This is a genomic window from Thermosulfuriphilus sp., assembly GCF_054026695.1.
Genome location: NZ_JBPMLP010000056.1, coordinates 42,006 through 57,835, shown reverse-complemented (window position 1 = coordinate 57,835; position 15,830 = coordinate 42,006). Strand labels below are relative to the sequence as shown.

At 51.8% G+C, this 15,830-nt stretch carries 14 protein-coding genes; 5 read left to right on the top strand and 9 right to left on the bottom strand.

Annotated elements, in window-relative coordinates; translation table 11 throughout:
• Position 1 precedes the first annotated feature (1 nt).
• A complete protein-coding gene (locus ACXJJX_RS10150; RefSeq protein ID WP_456434483.1) occupies positions 2 to 445 on the bottom strand; it encodes a MamS/MamX family magnetosome protein in 444 nt (147 codons plus the stop codon).
• 248 nt (positions 446 to 693) lie between these two features.
• Between ACXJJX_RS10150 and ACXJJX_RS10145 the strand changes: the two genes are divergently transcribed.
• Together ACXJJX_RS10145 and ACXJJX_RS10140 are read left to right on the top strand one after the other, a co-directional pair.
• Entirely contained in the window at positions 694 to 2,448 is a 1,755-nt protein-coding gene (locus tag ACXJJX_RS10145) for a methyl-accepting chemotaxis protein (protein WP_456434482.1), read from the top strand.
• Between the two features lie 19 nt (positions 2,449 to 2,467).
• Complete coding sequence (locus ACXJJX_RS10140) at positions 2,468 to 3,367, top strand: histone deacetylase family protein (RefSeq protein ID WP_456434481.1); 900 nt, start codon at positions 2,468 to 2,470, stop codon at positions 3,365 to 3,367.
• Here ACXJJX_RS10140 and ACXJJX_RS10135 read toward each other — a convergent pair.
• The gene (locus ACXJJX_RS10135; protein WP_456434480.1) at positions 3,364 to 5,127 is read right to left on the bottom strand and encodes a cation:proton antiporter; all 1,764 of its coding nucleotides are present in this window, start codon (positions 5,125 to 5,127) and stop codon (positions 3,364 to 3,366) included. The two genes, ACXJJX_RS10140 and ACXJJX_RS10135, sit on opposite strands and share 4 nt — an antisense overlap.
• A gap of 45 nt (positions 5,128 to 5,172) precedes the next feature.
• Entirely contained in the window at positions 5,173 to 5,616 is a 444-nt protein-coding gene (locus ACXJJX_RS10130; protein WP_456434479.1) for a hypothetical protein, read from the bottom strand.
• Positions 5,617 to 5,753: 137 nt separating this feature from the next.
• On the opposite strand from ACXJJX_RS10130, the gene xth reads away from it, so the two are divergent.
• Positions 5,754 to 6,527 (top strand): exodeoxyribonuclease III, encoded by a 774-nt coding sequence (xth, locus tag ACXJJX_RS10125; protein WP_456434478.1) that lies wholly within the window; start codon positions 5,754 to 5,756, stop codon positions 6,525 to 6,527.
• Here the strand turns inward: xth and ACXJJX_RS10120 are convergent.
• On the bottom strand, positions 6,524 to 7,297 hold the full coding sequence (locus tag ACXJJX_RS10120; RefSeq protein WP_456434477.1) for a DUF3786 domain-containing protein: 774 nt from the start codon (positions 7,295 to 7,297) through the stop codon (positions 6,524 to 6,526). The genes xth and ACXJJX_RS10120 overlap by 4 nt on opposite strands.
• A 39-nt stretch (positions 7,298 to 7,336) precedes the next feature.
• The gene (locus ACXJJX_RS10115; protein WP_456434476.1) at positions 7,337 to 8,212 is read right to left on the bottom strand and encodes a DUF481 domain-containing protein; all 876 of its coding nucleotides are present in this window, start codon (positions 8,210 to 8,212) and stop codon (positions 7,337 to 7,339) included.
• Positions 8,213 to 8,296: 84 nt separating this feature from the next.
• Here ACXJJX_RS10115 and pyk point away from each other — a divergent pair, with 84 nt between their 5' ends.
• Together pyk and ACXJJX_RS10105 are read left to right on the top strand one after the other, a co-directional pair.
• Entirely contained in the window at positions 8,297 to 9,745 is a 1,449-nt protein-coding gene (pyk, locus tag ACXJJX_RS10110) for a pyruvate kinase (RefSeq protein ID WP_456434475.1), read from the top strand.
• A 49-nt stretch (positions 9,746 to 9,794) separates the two neighbouring features.
• A complete protein-coding gene (locus ACXJJX_RS10105; RefSeq protein WP_456434474.1) occupies positions 9,795 to 10,163 on the top strand; it encodes an FmdB family zinc ribbon protein in 369 nt (122 codons plus the stop codon).
• On the opposite strand, the gene ACXJJX_RS10100 is transcribed toward ACXJJX_RS10105, so the two are convergent.
• From ACXJJX_RS10100 to ACXJJX_RS10085, 4 genes are read right to left on the bottom strand one after another with little or no spacing between them, the layout of a single operon-like run.
• The gene (locus ACXJJX_RS10100; RefSeq protein ID WP_456434473.1) at positions 10,144 to 12,606 is read right to left on the bottom strand and encodes a TIGR03960 family B12-binding radical SAM protein; all 2,463 of its coding nucleotides are present in this window, start codon (positions 12,604 to 12,606) and stop codon (positions 10,144 to 10,146) included. The genes ACXJJX_RS10105 and ACXJJX_RS10100 overlap by 20 nt on opposite strands.
• Positions 12,607 to 12,613: 7 nt before the next feature.
• Positions 12,614 to 14,014, bottom strand: a complete 1,401-nt coding sequence (locus ACXJJX_RS10095; RefSeq protein WP_456434472.1) for a hypothetical protein — start codon at positions 14,012 to 14,014, stop codon at positions 12,614 to 12,616.
• The gene (locus ACXJJX_RS10090; protein ID WP_456434471.1) at positions 14,014 to 15,081 is read right to left on the bottom strand and encodes an MlaD family protein; all 1,068 of its coding nucleotides are present in this window, start codon (positions 15,079 to 15,081) and stop codon (positions 14,014 to 14,016) included. The genes ACXJJX_RS10095 and ACXJJX_RS10090 overlap by 1 nt, the downstream gene beginning before the upstream one ends.
• Position 15,082: 1 nt before the next feature.
• Entirely contained in the window at positions 15,083 to 15,826 is a 744-nt protein-coding gene (locus ACXJJX_RS10085; protein WP_456434470.1) for an ABC transporter ATP-binding protein, read from the bottom strand.
• Between the last annotated feature and the right edge of the window lie 4 nt (positions 15,827 to 15,830).

Here is a 15,830-nt window from a genome sequence, read left to right as displayed (position 1 = left end):
ATTAGTTGGCCGAGGATTGACAAGGACCATGACCGCAGCGGCATGGCCCCCAGCCTCCATGACGCCAAAGGGGAAGGCCTCTGGCGTCACGAAGCCTGATCTCCTGATCCCCCACTTTAATCGTCTGAGGAAAGATCAAGTTCCCCTGCCTGTAGCCGACTATCTCTACCTGATCCCCGACGTTGAGTCGGTAATTGTTCTTCCTCCAAAACCAGACAGGCCCCAGCCGGACATTATAACTTTGCCCCTGATCCGTCTGGACTTTAGCCACTGGCGGGGTTATTTCCAACACTTGCCCCTTAATCGAGGTCTCTCCCCCTTGCGGGGCATTGGCCGGAGACCAACTGTACTGACCATCCGGCGGAAAAGACTTCACCCCTGAAGCCCAGACAAGACTCCCCAAGGCCAACATTCCCACCAAGAAAACGAGAAACCATCTCTTCATCCTCAAACCTCCTTACAGGGATTATTTGATTACCATGGTCCGGACCATCTTTGATGGATAGAGCAACTTCCGTGCCTTTTAGTCCCTGGGCCCCAAGGGGGAAAAAACCATTGCTTAAAGGCCCAAATAGGTCTTAGGCCAACATCTCTTCTACTTTTTTGTCGAACATCTCGACATATTTGTCGATCTTCTCTTTTAAGGTCAATTGACCGAAAAATAAAGGAAGACAAACCCGGGAGGTCTTAGAGATGAAATTCAAGAGAGGCCTTTCTCTCACGGCCAAACTGCTCCTCAGTATCCTGATGGCGATAGCTATTCTGGTGGGATTTATCGTGGCCTTTTCGTCATATCAGCATTGGCGAACCATCCTTGACGGATATCGCCTTTCGGCCAGGCAATTAGTCATCCAGGCTGAAAACGTCCGCAAACACGTAGCCAAAACCCATGAGAAGGGAGTCTATAAAGATTATCTAGAACGCCTTAAGTCCGAGGCCTTAATGGCCCAAAAAAGTGGAGACTTTCTAAAACTCAAAGAGATACGCCAACGCTTTGTCGAGGTTGTGCCGGTCTTAAATGCTATTAAGGTCTTGGATCAAGGGGCTAAAGACGGAGGCTATATCCTCAGGGTTCCCAAGTTTGAACCTCGAAACCCTAAGAATGCCCCCGATGAGCTTGAGGCCAAAGTACTCAAAGAGCTGATGAGTTCTAATAAAGAAGAGATCGTTGTCCGGGGTCACTACCCGGATCCGACCACCGGTCGCCTCCGCCCGGCCCTTCGTTACTTCCGTCCCATCCGGCTCACGGAAGACTGCCTTATATGTCATGGTGACCCTCAAAGATCCTATGAACTTTGGGGCAACAGAAAAGGTCTTGACCTTACCGGAGCAAGGATGGAAGGTTGGAGAGCTGGAGAGGTTCACGGAGCCTTTGAAATTATATATTTTCTGGATGAGGCTTTAGCTGCCTTGAGGAAAAATGCCTTAATTATGGCCGGCGGCTCCCTTCTGGCCTTAATAATAATTGCCCTTCTCGTTCATCAGATAATCTTTCGAATAGCTGGCCGTCCCATAGAGCAGTTTATCCAGGCAGCAGAAAAGATCGCCTCTGGTGATCTCCGGACCGATTTTCTTCGTAAGGAAAACAAAGACGAAATAGGACGTCTGGCCCAGGCCCTACAAAAGATGAAAGAAGGGTTAAGGGATCTGATCGGCCTCATTCGTCAGGAGACGAATTCTATCAATGAAGAGGCTCAAAATTTTAAAGACCGGGGTGGCCTCTTGAGCCAGCGGGCCCAAGAGATGAACGCCAAGACGACCAACATGGTCAACAGCATTGAAAACATCGCCCAACGGGTAGAAGAAATTGCCGGTGCCGCTGAACAGATGAGTGAGGCCGTCCAGGAGGTCACTAGAAATATCCTCAAAACCACAGAAATCACCCGGGAGGCCCGGAACAAGGCTGAGGAGACCCAAGAGGTTATCAACCGTTTAGGGGAAGGTAGCCAGAGGATTGGCGAGGTAGTTAGGGTCATTAACGAGATATCCGAACAGACCAATCTTCTGGCCCTAAATGCTACCATCGAGGCTGCCCGGGCCGGAGAGGCTGGAAAAGGCTTTGCAGTGGTGGCCAACGAGGTCAAGGAACTGGCCCGGCAGACGGCCAAGGCCACCGAAGAGATTGCCGAAATTGTCTCCAACATCCAGGCCGATACCCAAGCAGCCGTAGAGGCCATTGGACGCATCAGCCAGACGGTTACAGAGATTGACGATATCTCCAACTCTATTGCCGGAGCTGCTGAAGAACAGAGCGTCACCATCAATGAAATCACCCAGAACATCCGAGACACCGCTGAAGCCAGTGCAGAGGTCAAAGAGAATGCCCAATCTATGAGTGAGGCAGTGAACATGGCCTCCCAAATAGCAGAGGAGACCAGGGAGGCAGCCAATCAACTAAACGAACTGGCTAAGGCCCTCTTTAGAGCGGTCGACCGGTTTAAGACCTAAGAGGCGCTAGCTTGAGGCCATGCTAAAAGTAGTCTACTCTCCCTTCTATGCCATGGACTGGGGGGAACATGTCTTCCCGGCGGAAAAATATCCTCTCCTCTTCAGGCGTCTCCAAGAGGAAAGAAAAGGGCTGGTGGTCTTGGAACCGAAGGCACCTTCCTGGGAGGATCTTTCCCTAGTCCATGATCCGGCCTATCTAGAAGACTTAAAAACACTTCGCTTAAGCCCCCGAACGGCCTTCTCAGAGATTCCTCTTAACGTCTCCATGGTTGAGGGAAGCCGAATTATGTGCGGTGGGACCTTATTGACCGCCAAACTGGCCCTTGAGGAGGGCTTGGGATTTCATCTTGGCGGTGGGCTCCACCATGCCTATCCCGATCATGCTGAGGGTTTTTGCTATCTAAACGATCTGGCCTTTGCTGTGGCCTGTCTAAAAAAAGAGGGGCTCATCAAGCGGGCGGCTGTTGTAGATCTTGATCTTCACCAGGGAAATGGAACTGCCTTTTTCTTCAGCAATGATCCCTCGGTTTTCACCTTTTCCATCCATCAGGAAAGGCTTTATCCCTGGCCTAAGGAAAAGAGCGACCTTGACATTGGACTGGAGGCTGGAACGACAGACGAAGAATATCTCCTGATCCTTGAATCAGGGCTTGGTCGTGTCCTTGAACATGACCCTGAGCTAGTCCTCTATCAGGCTGGAGTAGATCCCTATCTGGATGATCCCTTGGGGGACCTAGCCCTAAGTGAAGAGGGACTCCGAAGACGGGATGAACTTGTTCTGGAGGAGCTGGCCATGGCCGGGATCCCCGTGGCTATTACCCTGGGAGGGGGCTACAGCCGGCCAGCAGACACCGTGGTTGAGCTCCATCTCCAGACCTTTAAGGTTGCAGAAAGGATCCTTCAGGAATTCTACTCCTAATCCTCAAGCCAAATGAGAACTTGTCCGAGTTTTGGTTCCGGACGGCTGTCAACGGTAAAGACTTGAAGTTTTCCGGCCCTGGTGATGATCGCCAAGGGCCAGGCTCCTTTGGGAAGTTTAAAGGCCTTTTCTACCCGGCCCTTCTTTATCCGGGCCCCCTGGGCCAACCTGGACATTACTCGAAAATAGGTGGCCTCTTTATTGAAGAGAAGGCGCCCTCGAAGGTGAAGAGATACCGGCTCAGGACAACCAAAACCATAGCCTCCCGGAGGGAGTTGATAGACCTCGGCCCGCCCAAAGACATCGACAAAATGGATTACCGCCAGAGAATTGACCTCATCGTTTGAGGTCATGGCAAAGAGTCGCCCCAGACCCTCAAGACCGATCTCATCCAGAACACAGCCGGAAAGAATGCTACTGTAGAAGGTAGAGAGCCCCATCTGTCGGGCCTCCACTATATTGACCCAGTTGGTGTCGACCAAAAGACATTTGATCCCCTCTTCCTCCAGGGCAGCGGCCAGATGTCGGGAAAAGGCATGGGCCCCGACAAAGAGCACCCCTTGAGGATCCGGCTGGGCCACCTTTAGAAGCCTAGCCACAAGGGGGGAGAAAAGGCCATAGAGGGCCACTGTGACCGCAATTACCTGAAAGACTATAGGCACCAAATACCTTCCGTCGACAAAACCACTCTTTGAAAGCTCAAGGGAGAAGATCGAGGCTACGGCAGCAGCAACAATGCCTCGCGGAGCCATAAAGGAGAGAAAGGCCCGTTCCCGCCAATTCAGTTCTGAGAAAAAAGTGGCCGCCAGTACCGAAAGAGGACGGACCAAAACAACGACTGTGGACAAAAAGAAGACATTGGCCCGGGAGATTTGAAGAAGTTCTTCTAGGCGAAGACGGGCCGCCAGAATGATAAACAGGCTGGAGATAAGCAGAGTACGGAGATTTTCCTTAAATTCAACCACATGCCTGATACTTACTGCCCCTTGATTGGCCAGAAATATCCCCATGATGGTCACTGCTAGAAGACCAGATTCTGGTTGAAGTTGGTTGGAGAAAGTAAAGGCCCCGATGACCATCATCAGGATAAGGGCGTTTTCAAGGAAGTCAGGGATCCAATAGCGACGAAGGATGAGGACCAAGGCAGCCGCACAACCCGCTCCTACCGATCCCCCCAAAAAAAAGGTCTTGAGGGCCCCTAACAGGGCCCCCCAGGGGACTTGAGAGGCCTCGGCGGCGGTTATGGCCTGGAAGACGAGAACAGCCAACATGGCCCCCAGGGGATCAATAACAATTCCTTCCCACTTAAGAACCGAGGCCACCCTACCGGTGGGACGAATGTGTTTAAGTAGAGGCTGGATGACCGTAGGACCGGTGACTACCAGAATAGCCCCCAAAAGCAGGGCTACTGACCAGGAGAGACCGAGGATGAAACGGGCGGCGACAAAGGTCAGTGACCAGGAGATTATGGCTCCCAGGGTAACCAGACGCCCTATAGTCTGAGCGGTATGTCTGATCTCAGATAATCTGAGACTTAGGCCTCCTTCAAAAAGGATAATGGCCACCGAAAGGGAGACCAGGGGTAAGAGGGCCTCTCCCAAAAGTCCTTGAGGATCCAGAAAACCAAAGACCGGACCGGCCAGGAGCCCCAGGACAAGGAGCAAAAGGATAGAAGGGAGACGGAACCTCCAGGCCACCCATTGTGCGGCCACTCCCAGACCAACAATAGCCGAAAGACCGATAAGGACGTATTCGCTCAACTCATTTCTTACATATCCCCTGGAGGTCCTAAGGGCCAGAAAAAATTAAACGGTCTGGGCCTTTCGCCAACCTTCAGCCCTCAGGCGGCGCATCCGAGCATTGGCCCAATCACGGATCTCCCGAAAATATCTCTGAGGGTCTACCTTCAGAAGGGCTACAATGGCCTCCTTTTCTTCTTCGATGTCCTCAAGCTCTCCAGGATAAAACTCCTTCCAGGTAGCATAACCCTGATCAAAGAGAAACTCTGGGGTAATCTCTTCAGGTGGTAGCCCCAGTTTGGAGACCGCCATAAACCTAGCCAGATCCATATCGTATTCGATGATCCAGCCGTTGTCCCAGAGCATCCGTTCTCGATCTAGATTAACCTCTGAAGAACAGGCCGGACAATAAAGCCTCATGATTACTTCCCTGGTCATGATGTTGTCTCTAAGATTAAAAGAGGCCTCCTTGGCCCCACAATGACACCTGAGACTTACCTCCATACACATGGTAGCCCCCCTTTTTCCTGACAAAAAATTGATTTTTATTTTATCGTCAAGAATTGATCTTTGTAAAGAAAAATTCTACTCTTTGACCTTGCCCTCTAAAAAGTCTATTTTTGTTTTGAATCGGTGAGGTGATAGGGATGATCAAACTGGCCACCTGGAATGTCAATTCCATCCGGATGCGACGGGATCATCTCCTGAGATGGCTCAGGCTCAGGGAGCCAGAGGTGGTCTGCCTTCAAGAAACCAAGGTTGAGGATCCCGATTTTCCCTTTGGAGAACTAGAGAAAGCTGGCTATTGGGCCGTCCACGCTGGAGGAAAGGGAAGGAATGGAGTGGCCATTGTCAGCCGCGATCGTCCCCAAGAAACGGCGATTGGTCTGCCGGAGTCCGAGGACGAAGAGGCCCGAGAAAGGATAATCGCCACCACAGTCTTTGGCATCCGGGTTATCTCTGTCTATATTCCCAACGGCGGTCAAGTAGGTTCTGATTATTTTCTCTACAAACTGGAGTTTATCTATCGACTTCGGGAGTATCTGGAGGTTCATCATCACCCCTCAGAGCCTTTAGTCTTGGCTGGAGACTTCAACGTTGCTCCCGAGGCAAAGGACGTCTATGATCCGGAACTCCTTGATGGCCAGATATGTTTCCACCCGCGGGAGCGATCCGCCATAACGGTCTTAAAGGATTGGGGATTCAAGGATGCCTTGAGACTTAAACACCCCGAAGGGGGCATCTATACCTGGTGGGATTATCAGTTCCAGGCCTTCAAAGCCAACCGGGGCCTGAGGCTTGACCATATCTGGATCACTGCCCCCTTGGCAGACAGGCTGGTGGACTGTTTTGTGGACAAAGAGCCCCGGGGCTGGAAGAAGCCTTCGGATCACACCCCTCTGGTAGCCATCTTTGACTAAGCCAACTCTCTGAGACGTTCGCTCAACCGTTCGGCCAGAAAGACCAGGGATTCAAGGTCCAGATAAGAAGAAGCTGTCTGATTAAAGAGGATCTTGGCCCGGGCGGAAAACCCTTCCTCTTCATCCCTATCCCAAAAAAGCACAACCAGCGGCACCCGAGGAAGGGCGGGCACCAGGACGGAGATGTCGGCCTGGGCCCCTGGCCAGTCTTCAGCATAAATTCTCTTTAAGACCCGCTCCAAGGATGACTTGACCCCGGAGAAGGCCGCAGCCAGGGGGTCCTCAGCATAGCGCCTGAGAGTGGCCACTTTGGCCACCGAATTGGGAAAGGCCTCAAGTCCTACAAATTGCCCAGAAGGAGAGTCTCCTTTGGCAAAACGCAGGTAGTTATAAAGCAGGATCTGATCCCGAGGATCAAGTCTGTAGCCAGAAGCCGTTTCTATCTGATCGGGTCTGATTCGGACCACCTCTCCCAGATAAGGAAAACTCAACCAACCCTCATCAAAGGTTCCTCCAACCTTTAAGGCCGTCTGGGATAGATCAAGATCAGTAACCTCTGAGCGGACATATTCAAGAATCTTCAGGAGCTGATCATGGGGCTCTTTTCCTTCAAGGAGATCGGGGAACTTCTCGACCTCAAAATAGGGACAGGCCCTGGGATCCGCCACCCCAGAGGCCACCGCTGTGGCAAAGGCCAAGCAGCTTGCCTGCCCACATTCCCTGCAGTTTGTCCGGGGAAGGGTCTTAAAGATTTCCAAAGCCGTAGGCATAGATAAAAACTAGACGACCGAAGCCTCCATCTGTCAAGTCTAGAATTCTAATAGCCAATCCAGAGTGGAAAGAATTTTGAGATCGTTTCTCTTGGTCCCTTCTGGAACGCGGCTCCGGTAGATATCCTCAAGCCTTAGAGAAAACTGGAGGGATTGAAGGATGGGAAGGCTTAACCGTAGACGTCCATCAAACTGATAGTCCTCTGGTTGGCTGAACTTGGGTTGGTAGCTAACCTCACCTTCAAGGCCCAAACGCCCCAGAAGCCGGGCCCCCTTAAATCCCAACAAGGCCCTGGTTACTAGATAGGCCCCTTGGGCCTTATAGTCTTCATAATCAAAGCTGGCCCCGAAGAGGAGCTGGAGCCTGTTGTCTCCAGGACCAAAGAGATAATAGCTCAGACCAGTTCCTCCCTGAAGTCGGAGATCAAGATCGGCCTCACGATCTATCTCCAGAAGATCCTTGGTAAAAAAGAAAAGACGGGGAGTGAGCCCCTGATCAAAGAAAAAATCTCCCCGAAATCGGTCCTTATCAGTAGAGCCTTCAGAAAGAGCATATTCATAAAGGGCCTCGGCCTCAAGGCGAGAGCTCCGGCCTTTCTTCATAAGAGAAGCCATGGCCCGATAACTTTGATAATCCGTGTTTCCGGAGTTAAGTTCAACCCCTAAGGAGAACCGGGCTTTCCAAGAACGGACATCAGAGGGACGTTCGGCCCCCAAAACCTCGGTGTTTAAGATCTCTGTCTGAGGAATACTCAACGTGCCATAAGGGGTCTTAAAGAGGACGTTTTCCCCTTTTATACCAATGATCTCCCCGGTAAATCGATCGCCCCCTCTGAGATACAACTCAAGCCCCAGGGCCCCATCCCAGAAAGCCAAGAAGGCAAGTATTAGGGTCGTTAAGAAAAAAAGTCTCATCTTTCCTCCGACACACATTGGTCACCTTTAGGACTTAGGTTTAAGCTTTTACAGAGAAGAAAAATTATTGCCAAGGAGAAAACGATGAAGTTTCCCCGACAAAAGACAAAAATAGTCTGCACCATAGGCCCAGCTTCCGAAAAAGAAGAAATCTTAAAGAAGATGCTCCAGAAGGGAATGAACATCGCCAGAATCAACCTGGCCCATGGGGATAAAGAAACTCACCGAAGGACCATCAAGGTTTTGAGAAAGGCGGCCCAGTCCGTCGGGCGAGACCTGACTATCTTGGCCGATCTTCCCGGCCCCAAGCTCCGAATCGGTCGTTTGGAAAAAGAGCCCACACAGCTGGAAAAAGGACAAAGGCTTACCCTGACCACCCGTAAGATTTTGGGAACGAGGGAAATCATCCCTATAGAGTTCTCCCGCCTCCCCCAAGTGGTCGCCCCTGGAAAGATTATCTACCTCAATGACGGTTTTGTTCAGCTCCGGGTGGAGAAAATCCTAGGAGAAGAAGTCATCTGCCAAGTCTTGGTAGGAGGATGTCTGCGTTCTCATAAAGGGCTCAATATACCCGGGGCAGATCTGGGCATCAGGGCCGTTACCTCCAAAGACCTTGAACTCCTTTCCTTTGTCCTTAAAGAAGGGGTTGAGGCCATAAGTGTCTCCTTTGTTGAGACAGGAGAAGATATTACCCTTATCCGAAGCCACGCCCTTAATCTTGGCTACCGTCCTTTCATCATTGCCAAGATCGAACGGGCCCAGGCGGTCCGCAATATAGATTCTATCTTGACAGTCTCTGACGGTATCATGGTCGCCAGGGGAGACCTGGGGGTGGAAATCCCCATTGAAGAAATCGCCATCGTCCAAAAAAAGCTTATCTATCGGGCCCAAAAAGCGGCTAAACCGGTTATCACCGCCACCCAGATGCTTGAATCCATGACCGAGAACAGCCGACCCACTAGAGCTGAAGTCACAGATGTTACCAATGCTATATTTGACGGTACAGACTGTTTGATGCTCTCTGAAGAAACGGCTACCGGCGTTTATCCGGTTGAAACAGTAGAGATGATGGCCCGAATCGCCCGAAGTGCCGAAGCCGAACTCAAAAGGCTCTCTGCCTGGTGGGGAGACTTTGAATCCCTGCCCCGGAAGAAGACCTCAGTCGAAGAGGTCATCGCCCTGAACATATACCTCACCGTTGATCGCCTTCCCACAAGGTTGGTCATCACCCCCACTGAAAGCGGGGCCACAGCTCGAAGAGTAGCCAGATTCCGGTTACCGGTCTGGATTGTGGCCTTCAGCCCCTCACTAGCCACCTGTCGCCATCTCCAGTTCAGCTATGGCGTCTTTGCTGTCCACGTAGCCAAGCGCCCTCCTGACTGGAGGCCCTACGCCCAGGCCTGGTGTCGTCAAAACGGCCCTCGAAAGGGATATGCTGTCATCGTTCAAGGACCTTCACCAGACCACCCCCGGGCTCCCTATCGGCTGGAGCTACTTGACCTCGGCAAAGAAGGATCGGACTTGCAGCTATAGGAGAAGGAGAATAAGTTTTCCCCAAAAAAGACCTACAGGGGTAAAGACCATGCCGATCTATGAGTTCTGCTGTCTTTCCTGCGGAGAGGTCTTCGAGGTACTTCAGCGTTTTGGGGAAAGGCTCCCAAGTTGCCCCCTTTGCCGGTCTCCAAAGGTAGAAAAACTCATCTCTGCCCCTGGTGTCTTTATCGATCGGGGAGCCAGCCTTAAACAGCGAGAATCTAGCATCCTAAAGCGAGCTGGGGAATATCTCCGAGATGGCAAAGTGGGTGAGGCCAGACGTTTTCTGGCCAAAGCCCAAGAATATGTAAAGACCGACGGCATCAAAAGGCTCTCTGAGCATCTTACCGAAAGAAGACCCCAAAGGGGCTACTTAGTCTCAAAACCAGCAGCTGTAATCACCAAGAAGAAACCTTGACAATCCGGAAAAGGATAACCTCTGCCAGATCTACCCCCAGGATGGCCGAAAGGGCCTCATCGATCCGGATCCCCCCCTGAGAAGGCGTCCGAAGACTTAAATAGAGCACCCCATTCCGGACCTCAAGGAGGTTTACGTATTCTTTGAGGTCAATCTTCTGGATCTTTCCTTTACGAGATCTCTCAATCATGAAGGTCTTGTGATTCGAAAAGGCCTCAATAGCCGGAAGCGGATCAAGACCTTCGGGGAGTTCTACCCGGAAGAAAAACTCCTTTTCTTGAGGCGGTTGCCGTCCTAGCTCCCAGGGCCTAACCTCCAGGAGGTTAATTCCCTTAGGACACTGGGGAGCCAAAGTCCTGAGGATGTCTCGGGCCTCCAAGGGCTCCGTCAGCTCCATGACAAAACATTCCTTAAGGCTTTCAATACCTACCGGAAGGGCCCTGGGAAAGGAAAGACGCGGAAGAGGATGGAAGCCTTCGGTGAAGGAAAGAGGTAGCCCGGCCCGTCTTAAGGCCCGGTGAATGGCCCGCATTAATTCGAGCTGACTTAAAAAACGGGCTGGACCCAGCTTTTGATAATAGACAATATAGGCAAAACGTCCTTCTGTCTTAGGTGGAGACGGCGGAGGCGGTGGTAGCCGACAGTCCCTATCCAAACGAAGACCCACTTGGCCTTGGCAGACTCCGCATTTAAGACAGCGACCAAAACGGCAATCAGGACTATAGCTGGCCTTAAGGGCCTGTTCCCTTTCCCGGAGAAGAAAGTCCTTGGTGACCCCCATGTCTAGATGTTCCCAGGCCAGGGGATCTTCTAAGTGACGAGCCCGGAGATAATCCTCCAGAGAAATACCCCTTCTTGAGGCGGCCTTTTGCCAGAGGGTGAGATCAAAATGGTCACTCCACCCATCCAATCTAGCTCCCAGATTCCAAGCCTCCTCGACAAGGACAGACAGTCGTCTGTCACCTCGGGAAAAAACCCCCTCCAGAAAACTCATTTCCGGCTGGTGCCACTTAACCCTGAAGCCCTTCCCTCGAAGCTCCCTCTTGAGGATTCTGATCCTAGCCGCGGCCTCATCAGGCAGAATTTGAGCTTCCCACTGGAAGGGAGTATGGGGTTTGGGAACAAAGGTGGCCACACTGACCGTCACCTGACCTCTCCGGCCCCGATGGGCAGCCTTTCGTACCTCCTTGGCCAGACGAATGATCTCGTAAACATCCTTTTCCGTCTCCGTGGGAAGCCCCACCATAAAATAGAGCTTGATATGGCTCCAACCCAGCCGAAAGGCCTCAGAAGCTGCCGCCAGGAGATCTTCTTCTCGGATGTCCTTGTTGATCACCTGGCGAAGCCTTTCTGAACCAGCTTCAGGGGCTAAGGTAAAACCGGTCTTGCGGACCTTTCGGATCTCCTCCATGATGGCCGCAGACAGGGTCCCTACCCGAAGGGAGGGGAGAGAGATGGCTACCCGTCGGGGACAATAGACGGCCATGAGATAGTTGATCAATGGCTCAAGACAGCTGTAATCCCCGGTAGAGAGGGAAAGCAAGGAGACTTCATCCCAGCCAGTGGCCTTGAGCCCCTCCTCAATGAGCTCAATTATCCGCCGAGGAGACCTTTCCCTTACCGGCCGATAGGTGACCCCAGCCTGACAGAAACGACACCCCCTGGTGCAGCCCCGAGAAGGTTCAATGGCCAAACGGTCGTGGGCTGTCTCTACAAAAGGGACCAGGGGCCGATAGGGATAAGAGATGATATCCAGATCGGGAATAACCCGCCTTTTGACTTGCGGCTCAAAGGCAGGAATCACCCCCTGAAACCTGTCCTCTTCATAAAGGGGGCTGAAATGTAGGGGAACATAAAGCCCTTTGACCGTGGAGAGAGCCACCAGGAGGTCCTCCTTGGAGCCTCCTTCTTTCTTGAACCTTCGACAGATCTCGGCCACCTCCAGGATGGCCTCTTCGGCATCGCCAATAATGATGGCATCATAGAACTCGGCCACTGGCTCAGGATTGACCGCCGCCGATCCTCCTCCCAGAATGAGGGGAAAGGGTGAAGGCCTATCGGCGGCCCTGAAGGGAATCCCTGCCAGATGAAGGATGGTCAGGATATTGCTGTAGCAAAGTTCGTAGGGAAGACTGATTCCTAGAATGTCAAACTCAGCCAGAGGACGCCGGTGTTCCCAGGAAACAAGAGGTCTTTTACTCTTAAGAAGAAGCCCCTCAAGATCTCGGTCGGGGCAATAGGCCCGATCGGCCAGAAAACCGCTACGGCTGTTGAGGATGAGATAAAGGATTTGGCTACCCAGATGGGACATCCCCAGTTCGTAGAGGTCAGGAAAGATCAAACAGACCCGAAGCTGGGCCTCATCCCAAGGCTTATGCCAGGCATTGATCTCTGTCCCCAGATAACGGCTGGGCCGGCGTACCAAAGGAAGAAGGTCATCCATAAGGGGATTAAAAAACCGGAAGATAGAAAAGTTTCAAGTGCAAACGCCCTTGATCCCGCCCAATCTCAAAAAGACCTGAAAGTATCGAAAAGCGACTTCCTTGAGGGTGCTTTTCTAGACGGAAGAGGAAGGAAAGTTCGGTCAAACTCCAATCAGGGCCACTGTCGTAGCGAATAATTCCCCAAAAGATCTTGGTCCGGCTGTAGCCTTGAGGATCTCTGATCCATTCAAAGAGCCTGAAGAGGGCCCCCCAGTTACGCTCAAATCCTTCATCATCAAAGGGAAATATGGCCGGGAAATAAAGATACTCAAGACCGTTGGCCCGACGTTCATAACGAAAGATAGGCCAGAGACGGTTACTGGCCCGCTGGAAATGGCCAAAATCGTCCCACTCCCGATGAAAGCGAGAAAGGAGCAGGAAGCGCCTTGTTTCCCGACCGCCAGACTCATCCTCGGCAAAGTAATATGTATAAAGAGGCCAGAGGAAAAAATGACTGTGACTTTCTTCGGTATCCGTTCGGCCGACGAGGGGCCAAAGACGACGGCTACTCCTGTCCGGGCCTTGAGCGTACTGGAAAAATGGCCAAGGAAGATCCCACTGACGATACCCAAGGCCCTTGTCGTTGTAGAAGGTAAAAAGGGGCCATAGTACCGTAGTCTTGCGGCTTGAGGCTGTCTGCTCCCGGATATAAAAGGGAAAAAACATCTGCCGTTGCCGAGGCACCTCCTCATAGAGATCAAGTTTCTCAAAGAAGAAAAATGGCCAGAGGAAAAAACTCTTCTCATACTCTCCCTGACGGGCATAGTAACCATACACCGGCCAAAGACGGCGACCAGTCTCTGTTGGCCCGTCGGTTTTACCAAAGAACGGCCAAAGCCAAGTGGTGGTGACGTTACCTTCATCAACCGAGCGGGTATAAAGAGGCCAGAGGACAAAAAGGATCTCGTCTTTGCCAGCCCGAGAATACATTCTTCCGTAGAGGGGAAAGATCCCCCAATAGCCTCTCCCCTGGACATCACGTCCCCAGAAAACAGGAAAGAAGGAGCGGTGCTTGGGGGCAGACTCTTCCTTGTCTTTGGCATCAAAATCAGTGGCAAAGAGAGGGATGAAGATAAAACGGTGTCGCTCTTCGGTTCTCCAGTAACGACAGATGGGATAGATAAAGTGCCACTCGATCTTCTCTGGATTCTTCCAAAAGGACACAAGCGGCCTTAAGGCCCATCCTGAGACCGTCTTGGTTTTAAATGAATACCAGATGGGCCCCAGAATCTCTGTCTCCTCGGCCCCGGTTTCTTCATTTTTTTGGTAGAAAAAAAGAGGGGAGAAGTTGATTCTTTTTTTTGGTTGCCCCCAGAGAGCCGAGGGATATAAGGCCACAAAGACCAGAATCCAGAGGATTGTCCGCACTATCTCACCGCCGTCCCCACCAGAGTCCCCAGGATGGTCACCGGAATCTGTTCCTGGAGGTTGGCACTGGCCTTGTTAACGTTACGCAGAGTCTTCTTAGCCTCATAATAGAGGGAATCGTCTGTGAGGAGTTTGCCCAGAGTACCCTGGCCGGCCCGGAGATCTTTGGCAATCTGGTTAAGGTTTTTCACCAAATCATGGGTCTCGTTGTAGAGGGAATCATCACTGACCAGCTTGCCAAGGGTGCCCTGGCCGGATTCAATCTTGGCAGCCAAATCCTGAATGGCCTGAGCAGCCTCCTTGAGATTGGCAAAGGCCTCGGTCGTCTCATCATAAAGTTTCTCATCGGCCAAGAGTTTGCCCAAGGTGCCCTGACCAGCCTCAATATCAGCGGCGATTTTATCCAGCCTGGCTATAAGTTGATTAGCCCGCTGGTACAGTTCATCATCTACGATGAGTTTACCCAGAGTCCCCTCCCCTTTGGTGATTTTTTCTCCCATGATTTTAAAGGACGCAGAGGCATCCTTGAGGTTGGCTACCAGTTCCTTAAGGTTGCTTTTTCCCTCTTCAGAGCCAAGTAATTCCCTTAATCCGGCCGTAATGGAACGGATGTCTTCAATGGCCGGACCAACCTGGGTGAGGATCTGGTCAAGATCTTTGGTAGACATGGTCTTAGCAATGAGGCCTCCAGGCGGAAGGATCGGGGATTGAGGGCTCCCCTGGCGTATCTGAATATATTTGTCCCCTAGGGCCCCTTTTGTCCGGACCATAGCCGTGGCGTCCTCTCTGATCTTGACCCCAGAGTAGATGTTCATGACCACCTCAGCCTTTGAATCCTTAAGATGGATGTCTCGAACCCGGCCAATCTCTACCCCGGCCATCTCCACCCGAGCTCCCTTTACTAGGCCGGAGACATCGTCAAAAAGGGCTTTTATCTCATAGGCCTTCTTGGGAGAAACCGTCTCTTCACCAAGTTTAAGGCTTAAATAGCCCAACAATAAAAGGGCCACCAAGACAAAAATACCGACTTTTATCTCCGCCCCACTATTTGAACGTCTGGCTGTCATTTCACACCCCTCCTTCTCCCTCCGGCAACCCCTCAAAGAAACGTCTCACAAAGGGGTGGGAGGATTGCTTAATGGCCTCGGGATCTCCCTCTTCGATGATAACCCCTTCGTGGAGCATGGCAATCTTATCAGCAATGCTAAGGGCGCTGGGAATATCGTGGCTGATAACTACACAGGTAAGTCGGTGGATCTGCTGACTCTCTTTGATGAGCTGGTTGATGGAAGCCGTCATAATGGGGTCAAGGCCTGTAGTGGGTTCATCGAAGAGGATGATTTCCGGGTCAAGGGCCAAGGCCCGAGCCAGACCGGCCCTCTTTTTCATCCCCCCAGAGAGCTCAGAGGGCAACTTATCCGCGGCCTCCAGAAGACCAACCAGGGAGAGTTTCTCCTCAACCCTCTTCCAGATCTCGCCCTCAGACAAACGGGTATGTTCCCTTAAGGGAAAGGCCACGTTTTCGGCAACGGTCATGGAGTCAAAGAGAGCTGCATCCTGAAAGAGCATCCCAAAGCGTTTTCTCACCCTATAAAGCTCTTTGAGGCCAAGGCTGGTAATATCTAAACCATCTATAAGGATCTTTCCGGAATCAGGCCGCATAAGGCCGATTATGTGCTTAAGAAGCACACTTTTCCCCTGACCACTCTGCCCCATAATGAAGGTGATCTTGCCCTTGGGAATCTCCAGATTAAGTCCTCTTAAGACCTGCTGGGAGCCGAAGGATTTACAGAGATTAACGATCTTGATCATAGAT